16 protein-coding genes and 1 pseudogene are annotated in these 23641 nt (G+C 73.7%); 15 read left to right on the top strand and 2 right to left on the bottom strand.

What is annotated here, in order from left to right:
• Positions 1-622, bottom strand: a 622-nt coding sequence (locus tag IE249_RS39090) for a molybdopterin-dependent oxidoreductase (protein WP_229859657.1), incomplete at its 3' end; no start/stop codon positions are given.
• A gap of 352 nt (positions 623-974) precedes the next feature.
• On the opposite strand from IE249_RS39090, the gene IE249_RS31470 reads away from it, so the two are divergent.
• From IE249_RS31470 to IE249_RS31455, 4 genes are all read left to right on the top strand, one after another.
• Complete coding sequence (locus tag IE249_RS31470; protein ID WP_189710305.1) at positions 975-2246, top strand: TIGR04053 family radical SAM/SPASM domain-containing protein; 1272 nt, start codon at positions 975-977, stop codon at positions 2244-2246.
• Positions 2243-4921 (top strand): multicopper oxidase domain-containing protein, encoded by a 2679-nt coding sequence (locus tag IE249_RS31465; protein ID WP_229859653.1) that lies wholly within the window; start codon positions 2243-2245, stop codon positions 4919-4921. The genes IE249_RS31470 and IE249_RS31465 overlap by 4 nt, the downstream gene beginning before the upstream one ends.
• Positions 4921-5364 carry a hypothetical protein gene (locus IE249_RS31460; protein WP_189710303.1) on the top strand — a complete coding sequence of 148 codons (444 nt, stop codon included), beginning with the start codon at positions 4921-4923 and terminating at the stop codon, positions 5362-5364. The genes IE249_RS31465 and IE249_RS31460 overlap by 1 nt, the downstream gene beginning before the upstream one ends.
• 205 nt (positions 5365-5569) lie before the next feature.
• Positions 5570-6598, top strand: coding sequence for an Acg family FMN-binding oxidoreductase (locus IE249_RS31455; protein WP_229859652.1), 1029 nt, complete (start codon positions 5570-5572; stop codon positions 6596-6598).
• Positions 6599-6615: 17 nt separating this feature from the next.
• Here the strand turns inward: IE249_RS31455 and IE249_RS31450 are convergent, their stop codons facing one another.
• Positions 6616-7038 carry a pyridoxamine 5'-phosphate oxidase family protein gene (locus IE249_RS31450; protein ID WP_189710301.1) on the bottom strand — a complete coding sequence of 141 codons (423 nt, stop codon included), beginning with the start codon at positions 7036-7038 and terminating at the stop codon, positions 6616-6618.
• A gap of 337 nt (positions 7039-7375) precedes the next feature.
• Between IE249_RS31450 and IE249_RS31445 the strand changes: the two genes are divergently transcribed.
• The 11 genes and pseudogenes from IE249_RS31445 to IE249_RS31395 form a co-directional block, all read left to right on the top strand.
• Positions 7376-8632 (top strand): nitrate/nitrite transporter, encoded by a 1257-nt coding sequence (locus tag IE249_RS31445; RefSeq protein ID WP_189710299.1) that lies wholly within the window; start codon positions 7376-7378, stop codon positions 8630-8632.
• Between the two features lie 61 nt (positions 8633-8693).
• On the top strand, positions 8694-9155 hold the full coding sequence (locus IE249_RS31440; RefSeq protein ID WP_189710297.1) for a hemerythrin domain-containing protein: 462 nt from the start codon (positions 8694-8696) through the stop codon (positions 9153-9155).
• Positions 9156-9392: 237 nt separating this feature from the next.
• Positions 9393-13154: a nitrate reductase subunit alpha gene (locus IE249_RS31435; protein WP_373304503.1), complete on the top strand. Its 3762-nt coding sequence runs from the start codon at positions 9393-9395 to the stop codon at positions 13152-13154.
• Positions 13154-14860, top strand: a complete 1707-nt coding sequence (narH, locus tag IE249_RS31430) for a nitrate reductase subunit beta (RefSeq protein WP_189710295.1) — start codon at positions 13154-13156, stop codon at positions 14858-14860. The genes IE249_RS31435 and narH overlap by 1 nt, the downstream gene beginning before the upstream one ends.
• Entirely contained in the window at positions 14857-15534 is a 678-nt protein-coding gene (gene narJ / locus IE249_RS31425; protein WP_189710292.1) for a nitrate reductase molybdenum cofactor assembly chaperone, read from the top strand. Before narH ends, narJ begins: the two co-directional genes overlap by 4 nt.
• A gap of 35 nt (positions 15535-15569) precedes the next feature.
• Complete coding sequence (gene narI / locus IE249_RS31420; protein ID WP_189710329.1) at positions 15570-16310, top strand: respiratory nitrate reductase subunit gamma; 741 nt, start codon at positions 15570-15572, stop codon at positions 16308-16310.
• A gap of 186 nt (positions 16311-16496) precedes the next feature.
• Positions 16497-17399, top strand: a complete 903-nt coding sequence (locus IE249_RS31415) for a universal stress protein (protein ID WP_189710290.1) — start codon at positions 16497-16499, stop codon at positions 17397-17399.
• A gap of 15 nt (positions 17400-17414) precedes the next feature.
• Positions 17415-20099, top strand: a complete 2685-nt coding sequence (gene ppdK, locus IE249_RS31410) for a pyruvate, phosphate dikinase (protein WP_189710288.1) — start codon at positions 17415-17417, stop codon at positions 20097-20099.
• A 395-nt stretch (positions 20100-20494) separates the two neighbouring features.
• On the top strand, positions 20495-21604 hold the full coding sequence (gene rsgA / locus IE249_RS31405) for a ribosome small subunit-dependent GTPase A (protein ID WP_189710286.1): 1110 nt from the start codon (positions 20495-20497) through the stop codon (positions 21602-21604).
• Positions 21605-21844: 240 nt separating this feature from the next.
• Positions 21845-23239 carry a bifunctional transcriptional activator/DNA repair enzyme AdaA gene (locus IE249_RS31400; RefSeq protein ID WP_308434423.1) on the top strand — a complete coding sequence of 465 codons (1395 nt, stop codon included), beginning with the start codon at positions 21845-21847 and terminating at the stop codon, positions 23237-23239.
• Positions 23236-23641: pseudogene (locus IE249_RS31395) on the top strand (methylated-DNA--[protein]-cysteine S-methyltransferase); the annotation flags it as partial. The gene IE249_RS31400 and the pseudogene IE249_RS31395, both read left to right, overlap by 4 nt.

The following is a 23641-nucleotide window of genomic DNA, read 5'->3' as shown; positions in this document are numbered from 1 at the left end:
CCGGGATCGGTGAGAAGCCCGCCACCCGGTCCGGGCCGTAGTTCTTGATGGTGTGCACATGGGCGGCGGCCACCAGCTCGGTCACCTCGTCCCAGCCGGCGCGCACCAGGCCGCCCTTGCCGCGGGCCCGCTTGTACGCCCGCGCCTTCGCCGGGTCCGAGGTGATCTCCGCCCACGCGGCGACCGGGTCGCCGAGCCGGCGCCGGGCCTCGCGCCACATCTTCAGCAGCGTGCCCCGCACATACGGGTAACGGACCCGGCTGGGCGAGTAGGTGTACCAGGAGAACGAGGCACCGCGCGGGCAGCCGCGCGGTTCGTACTCGGGGCAGTCCGCGCCGATCGACGGGTAGTCGGTGGCCTGGTGCTCCCAGGTGATGATGCCGTCCTTGACGTACACCATCCACGAGCAGGAACCCGTGCAGTTCACTCCGTGGGTGGAGCGCACCACCTTGTCGTGGGACCAGCGGTCCCGGTAGAAGCCCTCCCACTTGCCGTCGTTCTCGCCGAAGACGGCGCGCCCGTCGGCGGAGACCTCGCTACGGGTCAGCAGCCTGCGGGCGGCGAGCGGCCAGCCCTGTCCGGCGCGCGGTCCCCGCTGCCGTGCGTTTTCGTCGTTCTCCATGGCCGGAAATCTATGCGCGCGGCCAGGCGGTGATCCTTGGGCCGAATGCCCCCTGACCCATGCCCTAAGGCCCCGGCCCGCCCGCCCGGCCAGGGACCAATGGCCCTACGGCCAGGGCCCCTCGGCGGGGCGGGCGGGGGGCTCGCGCGGTGCAGGCTGGGCGGTGATCGAATCGGAGGCAGCGCATGTACGACCGCACCCGGTGCCGGCCCGGCCCCATCCCCCGTCCCAGGCCGGGGCAGGCACGCCGTACGACATGCGCCCCCCTCCGGTTCGGTCACGGTCCGGCCGCCGGCCCAGTCTGCCCTGACGCCCGGCGGGCCGGACACACGCGTCGCGAACGGCCCGCCCGATGACCGCCCCGCGAGTGCCCGGGCCCCGGGGGCGGGTCGTCCGGGTGCAGCGGCAGGACGTCGGGGAGCGGCCCTTCATCGTGATCTGGGAGTCGACCCGGGCCTGCCCGCTGGCGTGCCTGCACTGCCGTGCCGAGGCCGTGCCCGACCGGGATCCGCGCGAGCTCGGCACCGAGGCCGCCAAGGACCTGATGCGGCAGATCGCCGCCTTCGGGCAGCCGGCCCCCCTCTTCGTGATCACCGGCGGCGACCCCTTCCAGCGCCCCGACCTCCTCGAACTCATCGCCTACGGCAAGGAGGCCGGCGTACGCGTCGCCGTCTCGCCCTCGGGCACCCCCACCCTCACCGCGGACCGGCTGCGGGCCGTCCACGAGGCCGGCGCGGCCGCCCTCTCGCTCAGTCTGGACGGCTCCACCCCCGAACTCCACGACGGCTTCCGGGGCGTGACCGGCGTCTACGGCTGGACCATCGACGCCTGGGACACCGCCCGCGAGCTCGGCATGAAGGTGCAGATCAACACCACCGTCACCCGGCACAACCTGCACGACCTCCCGGACGTCGTGCGCCTGGTGCACACCCACGGCGCGATGCTGTGGAGCGCGTTCTTCCTGGTGCCCACCGGGCGCGGCGCCGCACTCGGAGCGCTCACCCCCGAGGAGACCGAGGACGTGCTGAACTTCGTCCACGACGTCGGCCTCACCGTCCCCGCCAAGACCACCGAGGCCCACCACTTCCGCCGCGTCGCCCTCCAGCGCCGCATCCTCGCCGACCTCGGCGAGGACCACGAGAAGGTGCTCGGACTCGGCCCGCTGTACCGGGAGTTGCGCGACCGCGCGGCCGGGCTGGGCCTGACCGGCGGGGGCCGCCGCGCCCGCCGCCCCCCGCTCGACGTCAACGCCGGCCGCGGCTTCGTCTTCGTCTCCCACACCGGCACCGTGCACCCCAGCGGCTTCCTGCCGCTCGGCGCGGGCAGCGTGCGCGAGCGGCCGCTGACCGAGATCTACCGCACCTCCGAACTGTTCACCGGCCTGCGCGACGCCGACCGGCTGGGCGGCCGCTGCGGCTCCTGCGAGTTCCGCCGCGTGTGCGGCGGCTCCCGCTCCCGCGCCTACGGCCTGACCGGCGACCCGTACGCCGAGGAGCCCTGGTGCGGCTACGTCCCCGGATCCTTCCCGTACCAACGGGAGCTGGCCGCACTGCTGTCCGGGCCGGCGGCGGCACACGGCGAAGCGACGCCCGCCCGGCCGGAGCACGTGCGAGGAGCGCCGTGAACGAACTCGACGACGGGCCGAAGGCCGACGGAAGACGGCAACTGCCGCTCCTCCAGCCCGCCGACGCCGGCCCCAGCCGCTTCAAGCGGTCGGGCGTGCGCTCCCGCCATCTGCGCGCGCACGTCCTCGTCGCCGGCTGGGCGGGCCTCGCCCTGCTCGCGGCCACCGCCCAGGGCACCCTGCCCGTGGCCCGCTGGCTGGCCGTCCACCTGTTCCTGCTCGGCGCGGCCACCACCGCGATCGTGGTGTGGACCGAGCACTTCGCCGTCGCCATGCTGCACGCCGGACTGCCCGACCAACGCCTCGGCGCCGTACGGCTCGCCGGGGTGAACCTGTCCGTGGCCGGCGTGCTGACCGGCGTGTGGGCCGAACTGCCCGTGCTGACCGTGACGGCCTGCGCCGGACTGGTCGCCGCCGTCACCGCGCACCTGTTCGTCCTGGTGCGCATGGGACGCGGCGCCCTCGGCGGCCGGCTCGCGCCCATCGCCGCGTACTACCGGACGGCCGCCGCCGCCCTCGTCGTGGGCGCGGTGCTGGGCGGCCTGCTCGCCACCGGCGCGGCGGGCGCCCACGGGCAGTCCGGGCTGCGGCTCGCCCACATCCACGTCACCCTCCTCGGCTGGATCGGACTGCCCGTCCTCGGCACCCTGTTCATGCTCTGGCCCACCGTCCTCGGCGTCCGGATGCACGAGGCCACCACGACGACGGCCCGCCGGGTGCTGGTCTGCACCGGCGGCGGACTCGCCGTCGCGGTGACCGGCCTCGCGGCCGACCTGCGCTGGGCCGCGGTCGCCGGACTCGCCGCGTACGCCGCCGGACTGGCCGTGACGGCACGGCTCCTGACCGCCACCGTGCGCCGGGGCCGCAGCCCCGTCTCGGTCGCGGCCGCCTGGTCGCTGGCCGCCTCCGCCGCCTGGCTGGTGGCCGGCGTCGCCTTCGACCTGGTGCTGCTGGCCACCCGCTCCGAGACCGCCGCCCAGGACGGCGTCGACGCCCTGGTCCCCCTGATCCTGCTCGGCTTCGTCGCACAGGTCCTCGTCGGCGCGCTGACGTACCTGCTGCCGATCGTGCTGTCCTCCGGCCCCAAGGAGCGCGCCGGACTGCGGGCGGTGCTCGAGCGCGGCTGGGCGCCCCGGCTGGCCGCCCTCGACCTCGCCGTCGCGCTGCTCGTCCTGCCCCTGCCCGCCCCGGCCGCCACCGCGGGCACCGTACTGGCCGCGGCCGCCGCGCTCTCCTTCCTCGTCCTCGTCGTCGCCGTGCTCGGCCACCGCGGCCGGCCGGACGAGCCGTCACGCACCCCCGTACTGCTCGGCACCGCGGCCGCCGTGGTCGTCACCGTGCTCGCCGTACTGGTCGCGGGCAGCGGCGGCACGGGCGGCGGCTCGGACGTGGCCGCCGGACAGGGAGGCGGCGGCGTCGCCACCACCACGCGCACCGTGGCGGTCTCGCTGGGCAACATGCGCATCACCCCCAGCCGCATCGAGGTCGCCAAGGGCACCGCGCTGCGCCTGAAGGTCACCAACCGCGACGCGCAGCGCCACGATCTGAAGATCGACGGCGGCCCGGCCACCGCGCTGCTGTCCGACGGCCGGTCACGCACCCTCGACCTCGGCACGGTCACCGCCGACCGCAAGGGCTGGTGCACGGTCCCGGGCCACCGCGCGGCCGGCATGACCCTCGACATCGTGGTCAAGGGCGGCACCGGCAGCGGAGCGACCGGCACGGACGACATGGCCGGCATGGACGGCATGCACAGCGGCGCCCACGGGCGCAGCGGCGACTCCACGGGCAGCACCCCGGGCACGGGCCCCGACCTCGCCGCCGGCTTCTCGCACGGCTGGCAGCCCCGCTCCGCGGCCCTGCCCGCGGCGCCCGTCGCGACGGTGCACAAGGTCGAACTGCACGCCGTGCGCCGCACGGTGGAGGTCGCCCCCGGCGTCAAGCAGGAGATGTGGACCTTCGGCGGCACCGCCCCCGGCCCCACCCTGCGCGGCAAGGTCGGCGACGTCTTCGAGGTCACCCTCGTCAACGACGACCCCACGATGGGCCACGGCATCGACTTCCACGCCGGCTCCCTCGCCCCCGACAAGCCGATGCGCACCATCCAGCCGGGCGAGCGCCTCGTCTACCGCTTCCGCGCCGACCGGTCCGGCGCCTGGCTGTACCACTGCAGCACCATGCCCATGCTCCAGCACATCGGCAACGGCATGTACGGCGCGGTGATCATCGACCCGCCCGGACTGGCGAAGGCCGACCACGAGTACGTGCTCGTCTCCTCCGAGCTGTTCCTCGGCACCCCGGGCAGCACGGCCCAGGTCGCGAAGATGCGTCAGGACACCCCGGACGCCTGGATGTTCAACGGCGTCGCCGCACAGTACGACAAGGCCCCGCTGAGCGTGCGCGCCGGCGACAGGGTCCGCTTCTGGGTGGTCGCGGCCGGCCCGAACGACGGCATCGCCTTCCACGTCGTGGGCACCGTCTTCGACACCGTCTACAAGGAGGGCGCGTACCTGCTGCGGCCGGGCGGCGCGGGCGGCTCCCAGGCGCTCGACCTGTCGGCCGCCCAGGGCGGCTTCGTCGAGACCGTGTTCCCGGGGGCCGGCCACTACGCCTTCGTCGACCACGACATGCGGCACGCCGAGGCCGGGGCGCACGGCGTCGTGGAGGTGAGGTGATGGGCGTCGGCCTCTGGTCTCTGGTGCGGTTCCTGCACGTCACCGGCGCGGTGCTGTGGGTCGGGGGTCAGCTGGCCCTGTCGCTGGTGGTGCTTCCGCTGTCCCGGCGGATGCTGGCGGCCAAGGACCGCGACGCGTTCGCCGCGCGGGTCGGCCGCCGCTTCGGGATCCTCACCGGGGCCCTGTTCCTGCCGGTCCAGCTGGGCACCGGCTGGGCCATCGCCTGGCACAAGGGCGTCACCTGGGCCTCCCTGGGCGAGCCGGGCTACGGCCGCGTACTGGCCACCAAGCTGGGCCTGTTCGCCCTGGTGATGCTCGCCGCCGCCGCCCACGGCTGGGCCCACGCCAGGCACCGCCCCGACCTCGCCCGCGCGCTGGCCGTCGCCTCCCTGGTCGGTTCCCTGGGGGTCGTCCTCCTCGCCACCGCGCTTCCGGCGACCTGACCGTGCGGTACGGGGGACGCCGGGGGCCGGCGGCGCGCGTGCGGGCACCGGGCGCGCCGGGCAGGCGCATGCGGGCCCGGGACCTGCGGGCGGCCCGGGACCTGCGGCCCTCGGAAGGACCCGGTGAGCCCTCCCTTCCCGGCCGGGCGGCGACGGAGGGTGGACCGGGCAACGACCTGCGAGGCACGCCGCGAAAGGAGCCGTCATGAAGACGCCGGAAGTCGACGCGACAGCCCTGGAGAGCCTGCTGTACTCGGCCGTGGCGGCCCCGTCGATCCACAACACCCAGCCATGGCGGTTCGGCATGGACGCCGGCACCCGCTCGATCCACGTCCGCGCCGACCGCAGCCGCGCCCTCCCGCTGACCGATCCGCGGCTGCGCGCCCAGCACCTCTCCGTGGGCGCGGCCGTCTTCAACCTGAGGGTCGCCGCCGCGCACCTGGGCTGGGACCCCGTCGTACGGCTCCTGCCCGACCCGGGCGACCCCGACCTGCTGGCCACCGTCCGGCTGGGCGTGGCCATGCCGGGCGCGCAGCCGTCGTACGGCATGCTCTACGACGCCGTCGCGCGCCGGCACACCAGCCGGATGCCCTTCACCGGGCGGCCGGTCCCGGAGCACATCGTGTCGGAGATGGTCGCCGCGGCCCGGGCCGAGGGCGCCCACCTGGACATGCCCGACTTCGCCGGCACCCGCCGGCTGCTCAGCCTCACCTCCGCGGCCGAGGCGCGCAACGCCGCCGACCCGGCCCGCGCCGCCGAGGCACGGTCGTGGATCAACACCCCGGACGCGCCCGCCCCGTACGGCATTCCGCTCACCTCGCTCGGCCCGGCGGACGCGGCCGGACGGATGCCGATGCGGGACTTCACCGGCCCGCTGCCGGGGCTGCGGCTGCCCGCGCTGCGCTTCGAGCGGCACGCGCAGGTGGCCCTGCTGTGGACCCCGTACGACCGGCGGGAGGACTGGCTGCGGGCGGGGCAGGCCCTGGAGCGGGCGCTGCTGGTGGCCACCCGGCACGGCGTGCGCACCTCGATGCTGCACCAGGCCATGGAGTGGCCGGACCTGCGGGCGGCCATGACGGGCGCACGGCACCGCCGCTTCCCGCATCTGCTGATCCGCTTCGGCTACGGCCCGGACGGCGGCCGCACCCCGCGCGCCACCACGCGGCCGGACACGGAGGACGGCTCCGCCGGCGCGATGGGAGCGCACAACGCCGAGCCGGCCGGCTCCGCCTGAGCGGGCCGCCGGCCCGCTCAGCCGGTCACGCGCAGGTCGGTGAGTTCCCGGCCGGTGACCATCTCGGCCTCGATGCGGATGAAGAGGTCCTGCTGAATGGGCATCCAGGAACTCGGACCGGTCCGCAGCAGCCGCTCGTGCTCGGCCGGGTCGGTCACCGCGGTGGCACGGCCGGTGACGACCACGCTCCACCCAGAGCGGCTGTCGGCGTCGAACTCGTCCGCCTCGAAGGCGACGACCACACCGTCGACGGCCCGCACCAGGTCCGACCCCGCGGAGGTGCGCAGCAGCACCGCGGAGTCGATGTCCAGGGAGAAGTTCACCGGGAGCACCGCGGGGAGCGCGTGGCGCGTGTACACGACACGGCCGACCGGAACCTTGGCGAGCAGCCGCAGGCACTCCTGCCGGTCCATCGAGCGAAAGCCGTCGTTCTTCAACATCCCTCCATCGTGCGTGCCGGCCGCCCCCGCCGTTAGGGCCGGTCGGCCCACATCTGCGCGCGGCCCTCCGCGGCCCCGCGGGCGCGGGTACCCCGCCCGGGCACGTACGAGCACGGACGAGCGCATGGGACCCATGGCCGGGTGCCCCTCCGGGACCGGGTCGACCGGGCCCGCTTGATCGGGACGGTCCGCCGCGCACGCAGGGACCCTCGGTCCCTGCTCGGGGCGTCAGGCGCCACGGATAGTTGCAATCGGGCCACCGGGCAGGTGAACGGGGGACCCGCGGACCGGGTGGGACCCGGTTCCGTACCACTCGGCGAGTGAAGGGAAAGGCGGCATGCTTCAGCCGTCAGGGAAGAAGAAGGACATGCCGGCGTCGGAGGCCGCCCCCGTGTCCGGGCGGGCCTGGCTGATGCTGGCGCTGGCCACGATCGGCTTCGCCGTGAACTTCTGGGCCTGGGCGCTGCTCAGCCCGCTGGGACCCCGGTTCAAGGACACCCTGGACCTGTCGTCCTTCCAGCAGTCGCTGCTGGTGGCCGTGCCGGTCGTGGTCGGCTCGCTCGGCCGCATACCCGTGGGCGCGCTGACCGACAGGTTCGGCGGCCGGGTGATGTTCCCGCTGGTGTCCGCGGCCACCATCGTCCCGGTGCTCTACCTGGGCCTGGCCGGGCACGACTCGCTCGCCGCGCTGCTGGCCGGCGGGTTCTTCCTGGGCATCGGCGGCACCGCGTTCGCGGTCGGCGTGCCCTTCGTCAACGCCTGGTTCCCGCCGCAGCGGCGAGGCCTCGCCATCGGCGTCTTCGGCATGGGCATGGGCGGCACTGCGATCAGCGCGCTGACCACGGTCAAGCTGGTCAACGCGCACGGCATGGCGAACCCCTTCCTGATCACCGCGGCCGTCCTCGCCGCCTACGCGGTCCTCGCCGCGCTCCTGCTGCGGGACGCCCCCGGACGCACCGTGCCGACCGAGCCCCTCGGCCGCCGGCTCGCCGCGACCTGCAAGCTGCCCGTCACCTGGCAGGCCTCGGCGCTGTACGCGGTGTGCTTCGGCGGATACGTCGCCTTCTCGGTCTACCTGCCCACCTATCTGAAGACCGGCTACGGCCTGGCCCAGGCGGACGCGGCGAACCGGATGGCGGGCTTCGTGCTCCTGGCGGTGGCGATGCGCCCGGTCGGCGGCTGGCTGTCGGACCGCATCGGCGCGGTGCGGGTGCTCGCGGTGGCGCTGAGCGCGGTGGTGATCGCGGCCTTCGTGCAGTCCCTCACCCCGACCCTCGCCCCGACCGGCACCATCGCCTTCCTCGCCATGGCCGCCGCGCTCGGCGCGGGCAGCGGCGCGGTCTTCGCCCTGGTCGCCCTGCTGGCACCGGCCAACCAGGTCGGTTCGGTCACCGGCATCGTCGGCGCCGCCGGCGGTCTGGGCGGCTTCGTACCGCCGCTGGTCATGGGCTCGCTGTACGGCACCTACGGCTCCTACGCGCTGGGCCTGGTCCTGCTGGCCCTGGTCGCCCTCGCGGCCCTCGCCTTCACCGGCACCGGAGTCCGCAGCGCCGTCACCCGCCGCACCCGGCGCGTGGCCCAGCCCCAGCTCTGAGCCGGCAGACCGGCCCGGCCCCGGCTCTGACCGAGTCCAAGAAAGAGGAGGAGAACCTCCCATGTGCGAGTACTGCGGCTGCCAGGCAGTGGAGTCGATCGAGAAGCTGACCAGCGAGCACGACACGGTGGTGAACCTGATCGGCCTGGTCCGGGACGCGCACGGGGCCGGCGACCTCACCCGTGTGGCGGAACTGGCCCGGCGCATCGCCTCCGTCCTCGAACCGCACACCGAGGTCGAGGAGCACGGACTGTTCCCCGCCCTGGCCGACGACTTCCCCGAGAAGATCGCCGCGCTGGAGGAGGAGCACCGCGTGATCGAGGCCGTACTGGCCGAGGCGGAGCACGGCACCCCGGCGGACCCCCGCTGGCCGGACCGTCTCCTCGACACCCTGGCCATGCTCCGCGACCACATCCTCAAGGAGCAGGACGGCGTCTTCCCCGCCGCCCTGGCCTTCCTGAGCACGGAACAGTGGGAGACCGTCGAGGCGGTCCGGGCCCGTGCGACCGCCCCGGTGTCCTGACACCCCGGCACCGGCCCCGGACCCGCCCCGGGCCGGTGCCGCTCCCGCCTCCCGCCACTCCCGCCGTCCGGCGCGCCTCCCGCGCCGGGCGGCGCGGTCGTGCGTTCGATGAAATCCTTGGTTCGCGTGTGTCGAACGCGTCATGTGCGGTAGGCACTGTGGTGATTGAAGCGGCAAGGGGTCAAGAGGACGAGCGAGTGAGCGACCACGGGTGAGGACCCGGGAGGGAGCGGCGCGGTGGCCACGGAGACCGACCCGACGTCGATACCGGCGCGCGGAGCACCACGGCCAGGACTGGACAGCGAACTGACGGACGCACTGGTGCGCTCCCGCCGGTACTTCACCCGGGCGGAGGTCTCCAAGGACCTGCGCACCCTGCACAAGACGGGCGGCCGCCGCGCGGACGACTTCTACCGGGACCGCTGGTCCCACGACAAGGTCGTCCGCTCCACCCACGGCGTGAACTGCACCGGTTCCTGCTCCTGGAAGGTGTACGTCAAGGACGGCATCATCACCTGGGAGGCCCAGCAGACCGACTACCCCTCCGTCGGTCCCGACCGCCCCGAGTACGAGCCGCGCGGCTGCCCGCGCGGCGCCGCCTTCTCCTGGTACACCTATTCGCCGACCCGTGTCCGGTACCCGTACGTCCGCGGCGTACTCCTCCACATGTACCGCGAGGCCAAGGCGCGCCTGGGCGACCCGGTCGCGGCCTGGGCCGACATCGTCTCCGACCCCGAGCGCGCCCGCCGCTACAAGTCCGCCCGCGGCAAGGGCGGCCTGGTGCGGGCCACCTGGGACGAGGCGGTGGAGATGGTCGCCGCCGCGCATGTGCACACCATCAAGGAGTACGGCCCCGACCGCCTGGCCGGGTTCTCGCCCATCCCCGCGATGTCGATGGTCTCCCACGCGGCCGGCGCCCGCTTCTACTCGCTGCTCGGCGGCGTGATGCTCTCCTTCTACGACTGGTACGCCGACCTGCCGGTCGCCTCCCCGCAGGTCTTCGGCGACCAGACCGACGTCCCCGAGTCCGGGGACTGGTGGGACGCCGGCTACCTGATCATGTGGGGCTCCAACGTGCCGGTGACCCGCACCCCGGACGCCCACTGGATGACCGAGGCCCGCTACCGCGGCCAGAAGGTCGTCGCGGTCTCGCCGGACTACGCGGACAGCGTGAAGTTCGCCGACGAGTGGCTGCCCGCCCAGCCCGGCACCGACGGGGCGCTGGCGATGGCCATGGGCCACGTGGTGCTCAAGGAGTTCTTCGTCGACCGCCGCACCCCGTACTTCGACGAGTACGTCAAGCGCTACACCGACCTGCCCTTCCTGGTCGCCCTCGACGAGCGCGCGCCGGCGACGGGGACAGGGACGGACGCGGGCACGGCGACGTACGCGCCGGGCAAGTTCCTCACCGCCGCCGACCTCGGCGGCGAGCACGCGGCCGCCGAACACGCCGAGTTCCGCACCGTGCTGCTGGACGCGGCCGGCGACCCGGTCGTCCCGAACGGCACCCTCGGCGACCGCTTCGGCGAGAGCGGCGCCGGCAAGTGGAACCTCGACCTCGACGGCGTGGACCCGCTCCTCACGGCCGAGGGCGGCGCCGAGACGCCCGTCACGGTCGAACTCCCGCGCTTCGACGCCCCCGACGGCACCGCGGGCACCCTCCTGCGCGGGGTCCCGGTGCGGCGCGTCGCCGGACGGCTGGTGACCACGGTCTTCGACCTGCTGCTCGCCCAGTACGGCGTGGGCCGCCCCGGCCTGCCCGGCCGCTGGCCCGCCTCCTACGACGACGCCGAGGAGCCGTACACGCCCGCCTGGCAGGCCGCGATCACCGGCGTGGACGCCGGGCGGGCGGCCCGGATCGCCCGCGAGTTCGCCGCCAACGCCGAGGAGTCCCGCGGCCGTTCGATGATCATCATGGGTGCGGGCGCCAACCACTGGTTCCACTCCGACACCATCTACCGCGCCTTCCTCACCCTGACCACGCTGACCGGCTGCCAGGGCGTCAACGGTGGCGGCTGGGCGCACTACGTCGGCCAGGAGAAGGTCCGGCCGCTCACCGGCTACTCGGCGTTCTCCACCGCCGCCGACTGGAACCGCCCGGCCCGCCAGATGATCCAGACGGCGTACTGGTACCTGCACAGCGACCAGTTCCGCTACGACCCCTTCTCCGCCGACACCCTCGCGGCGGCCGGCGCCGGCGGCCCCTTCGCCGGGATGGCCACCGCCGACGTGATCGCCGCCTCGGCCCGGATGGGCTGGATGCCCTCCTACCCGACCTTCGACCGCAACCCGCTCGACCTCGCCGATGAGGCGGAGGCCGCCGGACGCCCGCCCGGCGAGCACATCGTGGACGAACTCAAGGCCGGACGGCTGAAGTTCGCCGGCGAGGACCCGGACGCGCCGGAGAACTTCCCACGCGTGCTCACCGTCTGGCGGGCCAACCTGCTCGGCTCCTCGGCCAAGGGCAACGAGTACTTCCTCAAGCACCTGCTGGGCACCGACTCCTCCGTCAACGCCACCGAGGCGCCGCCCGAGGCCCGCCCCCGGGACGTGGTGTGGCGCGAGGAGGCCCCCACCGGCAAACTCGACCTGCTGCTCACGCTGGACTTCCGCATGACCAGCACGACGATCTTCTCCGACGTGGTGTTCCCGGCCGCCACCTGGTACGAGAAGCACGACCTGTCCAGCACCGACATGCACCCCTACGTGCACGCCTTCAACCCGGCGATCGCACCGCCCTGGCAGACCCGCACCGACTTCGACGCCTTCAACACCCTGGCCCGCCGCTTCAGCGAGCTGGCCGCCACCCACCTCGGGGTGCGCAAGGACGTCGTGGCCGCCCCGCTGCTGCACGACACCCCGGACGAAATGGCCACCCCGCACGGCCGCGTGCGCGACTGGGGGACCGGCGCGTGCGAGCCCGTACCGGGCAGGACCATGCCGAAGCTGGTCACCGTGGAGCGCGACTACGGCGCGATCGCGCAGAAGATGACCGCGCTCGGCCCGCTGCTCGACTCCCTGGGCGCCACCACCAAGGGCGTCACCTTCAAGGTGGACCGCGAACTCGACTACCTGCGGCACAAGAACGGCACCGTGCGCGGGGGAGTGGCCGACGGACGGCCCTCGCTCGCCCGGGACGTGCACGCCTGCGAGGCGATCCTCGCCCTGTCCGGCACCACCAACGGGCACCTGGCCACCCAGGGCTTCCACACCCTGGAGGCCCGCACCGGCACCCGCCTCGCCGACCTGGCCGCCGAGCACGAGGGCAAGCAGGTCACCTTCGCCGACACCCAGGCCGCCCCCGTGCCGGTCATCACCAGCCCCGAGTGGTCCGGTTCGGAGTCGGGCGGGCGCCGCTACTCCGCGTTCACCGTCAACGTCGAACGGCTCAAGCCCTGGCACACCCTCACCGGCCGCCAGCACTTCTACCTCGACCACGACTGGATGACCGCGCTCGGCGAGCAACTGCCCGTGTACCGCCCCCCGTTGAACATGAACGCCCTCTTCGGCGAGCCACGCCTGGGCGAAACCGGCGAACTGGGCGTGAGCGTGCGCTACCTCACCCCGCACAACAAGTGGTCCATCCACTCCGAGTACCAGGACAACCTGTTCATGCTGTCGCTGTCCCGGGGCGGCCCCACCATCTGGATGAGCACCCAGGACGCGGCGAAGATCGGCGTACGCGACAACGACTGGATCGAGGCGGTCAACCGCAACGGCGTCGTCGCCGCCCGCGCCGTCGTCTCGCACCGCATGCCCGAGGGCACCGTGTACATGTACCACGCGCAGGACCGGCTGATCGACGTGCCCCGCACCGAGACCACCGGCCGCCGCGGCGGCATCCACAACTCCCTCACCCGGCTGCTGGTCAAGCCCAGCCACCTCATCGGCGGCTACGCCCAGCTCTCCTACGCCTTCAACTACCTCGGCCCGACCGGGAACCAGCGCGACGAGGTCACCGTCATCCGCCGCCGCACGAACCAGGAGGTGACGTACTGATGCGCGTCATGGCCCAGATGGCGATGGTGATGAACCTCGACAAGTGCATCGGCTGCCACACCTGTTCGGTCACCTGCAAACAGGCGTGGACCAACCGCACCGGCGTCGAGTACGTGTGGTTCAACAACGTCGAGACCCGCCCCGGTCAGGGCTACCCCCGGCGCTACGAGGACCAGGGCACCTGGCGCGGCGGCTGGGAGCTGAACAAGCGCGGCCGGCTCTCGCTCAAGGCCGGCGGCCGCTTCAAGAAGCTCATCACCATCTTCTCCAACCCGGTCCTGCCGTCCCTGGACGACTACTACCAGCCCTGGACGTACGACTACGAGACGCTGACCAACGCCCCGCTCCAGGACCACACCCCCGTCGCCCGCCCCAAGTCCCTGATCACCGGCAAGGACATGAAGATCTCCTGGTCGGCGAACTGGGACGACGACCTCGGCGGCTCGGCGCTCCACGGCGACCAGGACGTCGTACTGGGCGAGATCTCCGAAAAGATCAAGCTCGAGTTCGAGCAGACCTTCATGTTCTACCTGCCGCGCATCTGCGAGCACTGCCTCAACCCGTCCTGCGCGGCCTCCTGCCCCTCCGGCGCGATCTACAAGCGCAGCGAGGACGGCATCGTGCTGGTCGACCAGGACCGGTGCCGCGGCTGGCGGATGTGCGTGACCGGATGCCCGTACAAGAAGGTCTACTTCAACCACCGCACCGGCAAGGCCGAGAAGTGCACCTTCTGCTTCCCGCGCGTCGAGGTCGGCCTGCCCACCGTCTGCTCCGAGACCTGCGTCGGCCGCCTGCGCTACATCGGCCTGGTCCTCTACGACGCCGACAAGGTCCTCGAGGCCGCCTCCACCCCGAACGACACCGACCTGTACGAGGCGCAGCGCTCCGTGCTCCTCGACCCCGACGACCCGCACGTGATCGCCGAGGCCGAGCGGGCCGGCATCCCGCGCGACTGGATCGAGGCCGCCCAGCGCTCCCCGGTGCACGCCCTGATCAACAAGTACAAGGTGGCGCTGCCGCTGCACCCGGAGTACCGGACCATGCCCATGGTCTGGTACGTCCCGCCGCTCTCCCCGGTGGTCGACGCCGTGCGCGACACCGGCCAGGACGCCGAGGACCACCGCAACCTGTTCGCCGCCGTCGACGCCCTGCGCATCCCGGTGAGCTACCTCGCCGAGCTGTTCACCGCGGGCGACCCGGCCCCGGTGGACGCGGTCCTGCGCCGGCTCGCGGCGATGCGCTCCTACATGCGCGACATCAACCTCGGCCGCGAGCCGGACGCCGCCATCCCCGAGCAGGTCGGGATGGGCGAGGAGCAGATGTACGACATGTACCGGCTGCTGGCGCTGGCCAAGTACGACGAGCGCTACGTCATCCCGCCCGCCCACGCCGAACAGGCCCACAATCTCGAGGAACTGGCCACCGAGTGCAGCCTGGACTACGAGGGCGGCCCCGGCATGGGGGGCTCCGGGCCCTTCGGCGAGGCGTCCGGCGGCGCCGCCCCCGTCGCGGTGGAGAACTTCCACGCCCTGCGCGACCGCCAGAGGTCCGACACCTCGGCGGCGCCCGTCGACAAGGAGACCCGCGTCAACCTCCTCAACTGGGACGGCAAGGGAGCGCCCCCCGGCCTCTTCCCGCCCCAGGCCGGCACACCCGGCGACGACAAGGCCGTGGACGGTGGCGGAGAGGTCGAGCCCAAGCCATGAAAGCCCCGAACCTGAAGCGGAAGCTGCGCCCAGCCACCCCGCGCACCGAGCCCTGGCACCCCTACGCCTGGCAGGCCCAGTCCCTGCTCCTGGCCTACCCCGAGGAGGACTTCGGACAGAAGCTGTCCCTGGCCCGCCGGGTCGCCCCCGCCCTGCCCGAGCAGGTCCGCGACCCGCTGCTGGCGTTCACCGCGCACGCCGAGCGGACCCCGGCCGCCGAGCTGGGCGCCGCCTACGTGGCCACCTTCGACCACCGCAAGCGCTGCTGCCCGTACCTGACGTACTACGCGCACGGCGACACCCGGAAGCGCGGCATCGCCCTGCTCCGCCTGAAGCAGGCCTACGCCGCCGCCGGGCTGCGCCTGGCCGAGGACGAGCTGCCCGACCACCTCGCCGTCGTCCTGGAGTTCGCCGGCGCCGAACCAGCCGCCGGGCACCGCCTGCTCCTCGAACACCGCGCCGGCCTGGAACTGCTGCGCCTCGCCCTCGACGAGGACGACTCGCCCTGGGCGCACCTGCTCCGCTCCGTCTCCGCGACCCTGCCGCCGCTCAAGGGCGACGAGCGGGAGGCCGTCGCACGGCTCGCCGCCGAGGGACCGCCCGGCGAGGAGGTCGGGCTCGCCCCGTACACGCCCCCGCAGTTCATGCCCGACCCCCAAGGAGGCCCGCGATGACCGTCCCGACCACGTGGCCCGACGGCACCACGACCATGGCCGCCGACGCCGGCACGGGCGCCATCGTGCTGTGGGTGGTGCTGCCGTACATCTCGCTGGCGGTCTTCGTCCTCGGCCACATCTGGCGCTACCGCTACGACAAGTTCGGCTGGACCACCCGCTCCTCGGAGCTGTACGAGAAGCGGCTGCTGCGCATCGGCAGCCCGCTGTTCCACTTCGGCATCCTCGTCGTGCTGATCGGGCACGTCATCGGCCTGCTCATCCCGGACAGCTGGACCGGGGCGGCCGGGATCACCGAGACCCAGTACCACGTCGTGGCGGTCACCCTTGGCACGGTCGCCGGCGTGTGCACGCTGGGCGGCATCGCCATCCTGATCTACCGCCGCCGCACGGTCGGCCCGGTGTTCTCGGCGACCACCCGCAACGACAAGGTGATGTACGTCTCGCTCACCCTGACGATCGCCCTCGGCCTCGCCGCCACCGTCGACGCCAACATCGTCGAGGGCGGTTACAACTACCGCGAGACCATCTCCCCCTGGTTCCGCTCCATCTTCTACGTCCAGCCGGACCCCGGCCTGATGAGCGCGGCCCCCGTCCTCTACAAACTCCACGCCCTCAGCGCCCTGGTCCTCTTCGCCCTCTGGCCCTTCACCCGCCTCGTCCACATGCTCACAGCCCCCCTCGGCTACCTCACCCGCCCGTACATCGTCTACCGCTCCCGAGACCCCCGACTCGGCAACCGCCCGCCCCGACGGGGCTGGGAACGGGTGGGCTGACACCCCTCGCCGCCCGGGCCTCCGCCCCTCCGCCCGCGGTGCGGCGGCGGCGCGGCGGGCAGGGCCACCCGGGGGGCCTAACGGCCCCCACTCCGCCCCCGGGCGGCCCCTGCCCGCCCCTGCCCGGCAGCGCCACCCTGGCGACAGAGGGTGCATCGAGCGCCCTGCCCGCAGGAGGTGTGCACCATGCAGTCACCCGTCGTCGCCGGAGTCGATGGTTCACAGGAGAGTCTGGCCGCGGCCGAATGGGCCGCACGAGAGGCCGAGCGCCGAGGACGGAACCTCCGCCTGTTCCACGCCTGGAACTGGCACCCCCGCTCCGGCGACGGCGCCCGCGTCGACGCTGCCCAGCGCCACCTGGCCCGCCAGGTGCTGAACCAGGCCGAGGACAGGGTCCGCGCGGTCTGCCCCGGCGTACGCCTGGAGGAGGAACAGGTCCTCGGACCGGCCACCACGGCCCTGCTGCGCGCATCCGAGCACGCCGACCTCCTCGTCCTCGGCTCCCGGGGCCTCAGCGGCTTCACCGGCTTCCTCGTGGGCTCGGTGGCCCTCGGCACCGTGGCCCGCGCCGAGTGCCCCGTCGTCCTCGTCCGCGGCGGTGAGGAGGCCTCCGACGAGCACCTCCCGGCGGCCGACGGCAGCGCCTCCACGGACACCGGCTACCGCGACGTGGTACTCGGCCTCGACGTCGCCGTCCCGTGCGACGAGGTCATCGAGTTCGCCTTCGAGGAGGCACGCCTGCGCCACTCCCGCCTGCGCGCGGTGTACGCCTGGCAGGAGCCGTCCGCCCTGGGCCTCGGCCCCGGCGAGATCTCGCTGGTGGACGACCCCGGCCGGGCCGATGAGTGGCAGGGCTTCCTGTCCGCCGTGCTCCAGGCGTGGCGGGACAAGTACCCCGACGTCGAGGTCGTCGAGACGGTCGTCAAGGAGAAGCCGTCCACCGCACTGGTGCGCGCCGCCTCCCAGGCGAGCCTGCTCGTCGTGGGCCGCCGCCCGCCCGGACGGCCCGCGGGCCCACGCACCGGCCCCGTCACCCACGCCGCCATCCACCACGTCGGCTGCCCCGTGGCGGTCGTCTTCCACGACTGAGAGGACCCGGCCGAGATGAACACGCCCAGGACCTACGTGTACGCCTTCGCCGAGGGCAGCCGGGACATGGCCGGACTCCTCGGCGGCAAGGGAGCCGGACTCGCCGAGATGACCCGTCTGGGCCTGCCCGTCCCGCCCGGGTTCACCGTCACCACCGAGGCCTGCAAGGTCTACCTCGCCACCGGCGAGGAGCCGCCCGAGCTGGCCGTCGAACTCGCCCGCGCCCTCGCCGGCCTGGAGCGGGCCATGGGCCGCGACCTCGGCGCGCCCGACGACCCGCTGCTGGTCTCGGTGCGCTCCGGCGCCCGGTTCTCCATGCCGGGCATGATGGAGACCATCCTCGACATCGGCCTCAACGACGCCTCCGTGCACGGGCTGGCCAAGGCCTCCGGCCAGGAGCGGTTCGCCTGGGACTCCTACCGGCGCCTCGTGCAGATGTTCGGGCACACGGTGATGGGCGTCGACGGCGACCTGTTCCAGGACGCCATCGCCGCGCACCGCGCGAAGCGCTCCGTCACCGTCGACCAGGAACTGGACGCCGCCGAACTCGCCGAACTCACGGAGGAGTTCAAGGAGATCATCCGCCGCGAGACCGGCGAGGACTTCCCGCAGCACCCGGCCGAGCAACTGCGTCGGGCCATCCGCGCCGTCTTCGACTCCTGGAACGGCGAACGCGCTTGCGTCTACCGCCACCGCGAACACATCCCCGAGGACCTCGGCACCGCCGTCAACGTCCAGGCGATGGTCTTCGGCAACCTCGGCCCCGACTCCGGCACCGGTGTCGCCTTCACCCGCGACCCGGCCACCGGCGCTCGCGGCATGTACGGCGACTACCTGTCCGACGCCCAGGGCGAGGACGTCGTCGCCGGCGTCCGCGACGCCGTGCCGCTGGCCGAGCTCAAGCGCCTCGACCCGCGCTCCTACGTCGAACTCGGCGACCACCTGCGGACCCTGGAGAACCACTACCGCGACCTGTGCGACGTCGAGTTCACCGTCGAGCGCGGCCGGCTGTGGATCCTGCAGACCCGCGTCGGCAAGCGCACCGCCCAGGCCGCGTTCCGCATCGCGCACGACCTGCGCGAGGAGAAGGCCATCACCGCCGACGAGGCCCTGGTCCGCGTGGACAGCGCCGAGCTCACCCGGCTGATGTTCCCCCGCTTCGACGTACGACCCACCGACGCGCCCCTCGCGCACGGCGTGCCCGCCTCGCCGGGCGCGGCGGTCGGCGTCGTCGTCTTCGACCCGGCGACGGCCCGGCGCCGCGCCGCGGACGGCGAGGACGTCGTCCTGGTCCGCCGCGAGACCACCCCCGACGACCTGCCCGGCATGATCGCCGCCCAGGCCGTGCTGACCAGCCGCGGCGGCAAGACCAGCCACGCGGCGGTCGTCGCCCGCGGCATGGGCAAGGTCTGCGTCTGCGGCGCGGAGTCCCTCACCGTGGACGTCGCCGGGAAGCGGTTCACCACCGACACCGGCGTAGTGGTCCGCGAGGGCGACACCGTCTCCGTCGACGGCACCGCCGGCACCGTCCACCTCGGCGCGCTGCCGCTCACCGCCTCCGAGGTGGGCCGCGCCCTGGAGACCGGCGAGGCGACCGACGAGCTGACCGCGGCCGTGCTCGACACCCTCGCGCACGCCGACGCCGTACGCCGTCTCGAGGTGCGCGCCAACGCCGACACCCCCGAGGACGCCGTCCGCGCCCGCGCGCTCGGCGCCCAGGGCATCGGCCTGTGCCGCACCGAGCACATGTTCCTCGGCGAACGCCGCGCCCTGGTCGAGGCGATGATCCTCGCCCGCGACGACACCGCCCGCGAGCGGGCGCTCGCCGCCCTGCTGCCGCTGCAGCGCGAGGACTTCACCGGCATCCTGAAGGCGATGGACGGCCTTCCGGTGACGATCCGTCTGATCGACCCGCCGCTGCACGAGTTCCTGCCCGACCGCACCGAACTGGCCGTGCGCCTCGCCCGAACCGAGCACCCCGACCCGCACGACCGCGAACTGCTCGACGCCGTCGAGCGCACCCACGAGCAGAACCCGATGCTCGGCCTGCGCGGGGTGCGCCTGGGCCTGGCCGTGCCCGGTCTGATGGCCATGCAGGTGCGCGCTGTCGCGGAGGCGGTCGTGGCGCGGCTGCGCGACGGCGGCCGGCCCCGCGCCGAGATCATGATCCCACTGGTCGGCACCGTCGAGGAACTGCGGCTGGCCCGCGCCGAGGCCGAACGTGTCCTCGCGGAGGTCGCCGCCGAGACCGGCACGGCCCTCGACTGCCCGATCGGCACCATGATCGAGCTGCCGCGCGCCGCCCTCACCGCCGGACGCATCGCCGAGGCCGCCGACTTCTTCTCCTTCGGCACCAACGACCTCACCCAGACCACCTGGGGCCTGTCCCGCGACGACGCCGAGGCCTCCTTCTTCCCGCTCTACCTCGACAAGGGCGTCTTCGACGTCTCCCCCTTCGAGACCATCGACCAGGAAGGCGTCGGCAGGCTGGTCGAACTGGCCGTCCAGGCCGCCCGCACCGTCAACCCCGGCCTGGAGACCGGTGTCTGCGGCGAGCACGGAGGCGACCCCGCCTCCATCCACTTCTTCCACCGGGCCGGCCTCGACTACGTCTCCTGCTCCCCCTTCCGCCTCCCCGCCGCCCGACTGGAAGCAGCCCGAGCCACCTTGGAGAACACACGAACCAGCGACAGCAGGTGAGAGCCCCCTGGGCCCGCCCGGGCGGCCCGGGGCGCCGTCGAAACACGCCGGCGCCCCGGGCTCAACGAAACCGGGCCTGCACGAGATCGCGCTCACCGACGCGACGATCACCGTCCGCTGCGCGGACCTGCGAGCCGATTGGGTGGACGCGAACTAATCGGTGGCACTTCGGTGTGGGCCGCTCTAGAGTGAGGACCGCTTCGTACGGCGGCCGGTGATCGCCGGTGTGGATCAGGTGAGGAACGGGAGGTGTGACCGATGGCTGTCTCTGTGACGGGCGCTGCCCGCAATCAGAAGTTCGTCCACTCCACCTCCGTGGCCTCCGGCTGATCTTTCCTGCCTTCTCGCGCGCGCCAGTGCGCGCGGCGCCGGGGCCGCCCTCCGAAGGGTTCCCCTTGAATCTCTCTTCTCTCACGGCTTATTCCGCTTCGTCGCATCCTCTCGCTGCCTACGGGTGGGACGGTGGCTGGGAAGCGGAGTTCGCTCCGTACGCAGAGCAGGGTCTCCTGCCCGGTCGTGTCGTCCGCGTCGACCGGGGGCAGTGCGATGTCGTCACCGCGGACGGGACCGTCCGTGCCGACACCGAGTTCGTCGTGCCCCGTGATCCGATGAAGGTCGTGTGCACGGGGGACTGGGCCGCGGTCGACGCGGGCGGTGACCCCCGGTACGTGCGGACGCTCATCCCGCGGCGCACCGCGTTCGTGCGGTCCACCTCGTCCAAGCGGTCCGAGGGCCAGATCCTCGCCGCCAACGTGGACTACGCCATCGTCGCCGTCTCGCTCGCGCTCGAACTGGACCTCGGGCGCGTCGAGCGCTTCCTCGCCCTCGCCTGGGAGTCGGGCGCCCAGCCGCTGGTCGTACTGACCAAGGCCGACCTGGTGCCCGACGCGACGGGGCTGTCGTACCTCGTCCAGGACGTGGAGACGACCGCGCCCGGCGTCCCGGTGCTTCCGGTCAGCGCGGTGACCGGGGACGGGCTCGACGTGCTCGTCGCCGTGGTCGCCGGCGGTACGTCCGTGCTGCTCGGGCAGTCCGGCGCCGGCAAGTCCACCCTCGCCAACGCGCTGCTCGGCGAGGACGTCATGGACGTACGGGCCACCCGTGACGTCGACGGCAAGGGGCGGCACACCACGACCACCCGCAATCTGCTCCTGCTGCCCGGCGGTGGCGTACTCATCGACACTCCCGGACTGCGCGGGGTCGGCCTGTGGGACGCCGAGACCGGGGTCGGCCAGGTCTTCTCCGAGATCGAGGAACTCGCCGAAAGCTGCCGCTTCCAGGACTGTGCCCACGGCAGCGAGCCCGGCTGCGCGGTGCTCGCCGCCATCGACTCGGGCGAACTGCCCGAACGGCGCCTGGAGAGCTACCGCAAGCTGATGCGCGAGAACCAGTGGATCGTCGCCAAGACCGACGCGCGACTGCGCGCCGAAATCCGCCGCGACTGGAAACGCAAGGGCGCGGCGGGCCGCGCCGCGATGGAGGCCAAGCGCGGCCGCCTGCATTGACCGCCCCAGCCCCCACCGCCCGCCGGGCCGGCAGCTCCGGCGGGCGTGCGGGTGCCGCCCCGGGGGGTCGTCCGCGTGCCGCCCGGCCGCCCGCGCGCCTGCCGTCCGTGCGCGTGCCGCTCGGCCGCCGGGCCCCCGTCGCCCCGCCGCCGAGTTCGCCGGGCCCGGCGTACCGTCGGTGGCGTCATGTCCGAATTCCGCCAGCCGGCGGGCGGGGGAGGGCGGAGACTGGGGGGTGTGATGGATGAGAGCAGCAGGTACGAGGCGGTGCGCAGCCGGGACGGGCGGTTCGACGGGGCGTTCTTCTTCGGCGTCGTGACGACCGGGATCTACTGCCGTCCCAGTTGTCCCGCCGTCACCCCCAAGCGGGACAACGTCCGCTTCTACGCCACGGCGGCCGCCGCCCAGGGCGCGGGTTTCCGCGCCTGCCGACGGTGCCGCCCGGACGCCGTGCCCGGCTCCGCCGAGTGGAACGTCCGGGCCGACGCCGTGGGACGCGCCGTCCGCCTGATCGGCGACGGTGTGATCGACCGGGAGGGCGTCGCCGGGCTCGCGGCGCGGCTCGGCTACAGCGCCCGGCAGGTGCAGCGCCAGCTCATCGCCGAGCTGGGCGCCGGACCCGTCGCGCTGGCCCGCGCGCAGCGGGCGCACACCGCGCGCGTCCTGCTCCAGACCACCCAACTGCCTGTCACGCAGGTCGCGTTCGCGGCCGGATTCGCCAGCGTGCGGCAGTTCAACGACACCGTGCGGGCCGTCTACGCGGCTACCCCGAGCGAGCTGCGCGCCACCGCGCCCCGCACGGGAGGCCGCACGGCCGCGCCCGCCGCCGGGATCCCCCTGCGGCTCGCCCACCGCGGCCCCTACCAGGCCGGCCCCGTCTTCGACCTGCTCCGGCGCGAGGCCGTGCCCGGCGTCGAGGAGGTCACCGGTCCGCCCGGCGCACGCGGCTACCGGCGCACCCTGCGCCTGCCCCACGGCACCGGGATCGCCGAGGTCCGCGAGCACTCCCGCGCCCCGCGCCCCCGACGCGGCACGCGCCCCGGCGGCCGGCTGGACGCCCGCCTCCACCTGACCGACCCGCGCGACCTGACCACCGCCGTGCAGCGGCTGCGCCGGCTGTTCGACCTCGACGCCGACCCCTACGCCGTCGACGAACGCCTCGCCGCCGATCCCCGCCTGGCCCCGCTGGTCGCCGCCCGGCCCGGTCTGCGCTCACCGGGCGCCGCCGACCCCGACGAGACGGCGGTAAGGCTCCTGGTGGGACCCGCGGCGGCCGCGGACCTCGTACGACGGCACGGCAAGCCGCTGGACGCCCCCGCCGGCACCCTCACCCACCTGTTCCCCGAACCGGCCGTCCTCGCCGGCGCCGTGGCCGACGGCCCCCTCCGCGCCCTGGCCACCGCCCTCGCCGACGGCGCCGTACGACTGGACGCCGGCGCCGACCGGGACGAGGCGCACCGGGCGCTGCTCGCCCTGCCCGGCCTGGACGCCGCCACCGCCGCGGCCATCCGCACCCGCGCCCTCGGCGACCCCGACACGGCACCGCCCGGCGCGCACGCCCCCGACACCTGGCGCCCCTGGCGCTCCTACGCACTGCACCACCTGCGCACCGCAGGGGAGTTGGAGGAACGATGACCACGCCCGCCACCCCGACCACGTACTGGACCAGCCTCGACAGCCCCCTCGGCCCGCTGCTCCTGACCGCCGGCCCGGACGGCGCGCTCAGCTCCCTGTCCGTGCCCGGGCAGAAGGGCGGCCGCACCGTCCAGGACGGGTGGCGGCACGACCCCGGCCCCTTCCGCGCGGCCGAGGAGCAGCTCGGGGCTTACTTCGCGGGTGAACTCAAGGAGTTCGAACTGCCGTTGAGCACGGACGGGACCGAATTCCGCCGGCGGGTGTGGGCCGCGCTGACCGACATCCCCTACGGTGCGACCGCCACGTACGGCGAGATCGCGGCCCGCGCCGGCGTCTCCCGGGCCGCCGTACGCGCCGTCGGCGGCGCCATCGGCGCCAACCCGCTGCTGGTGCTGCGCCCCT

Origin of the sequence: Streptomyces anandii JCM 4720, from assembly GCF_014650655.1 — a bacterium.
Classification (GTDB): domain Bacteria; phylum Actinomycetota; class Actinomycetes; order Streptomycetales; family Streptomycetaceae; genus Streptomyces; species Streptomyces anandii.
The sequence above is the reverse complement of the archived record's forward strand: the minus strand, read 5'-3'. Positions and strand labels throughout refer to the sequence as shown.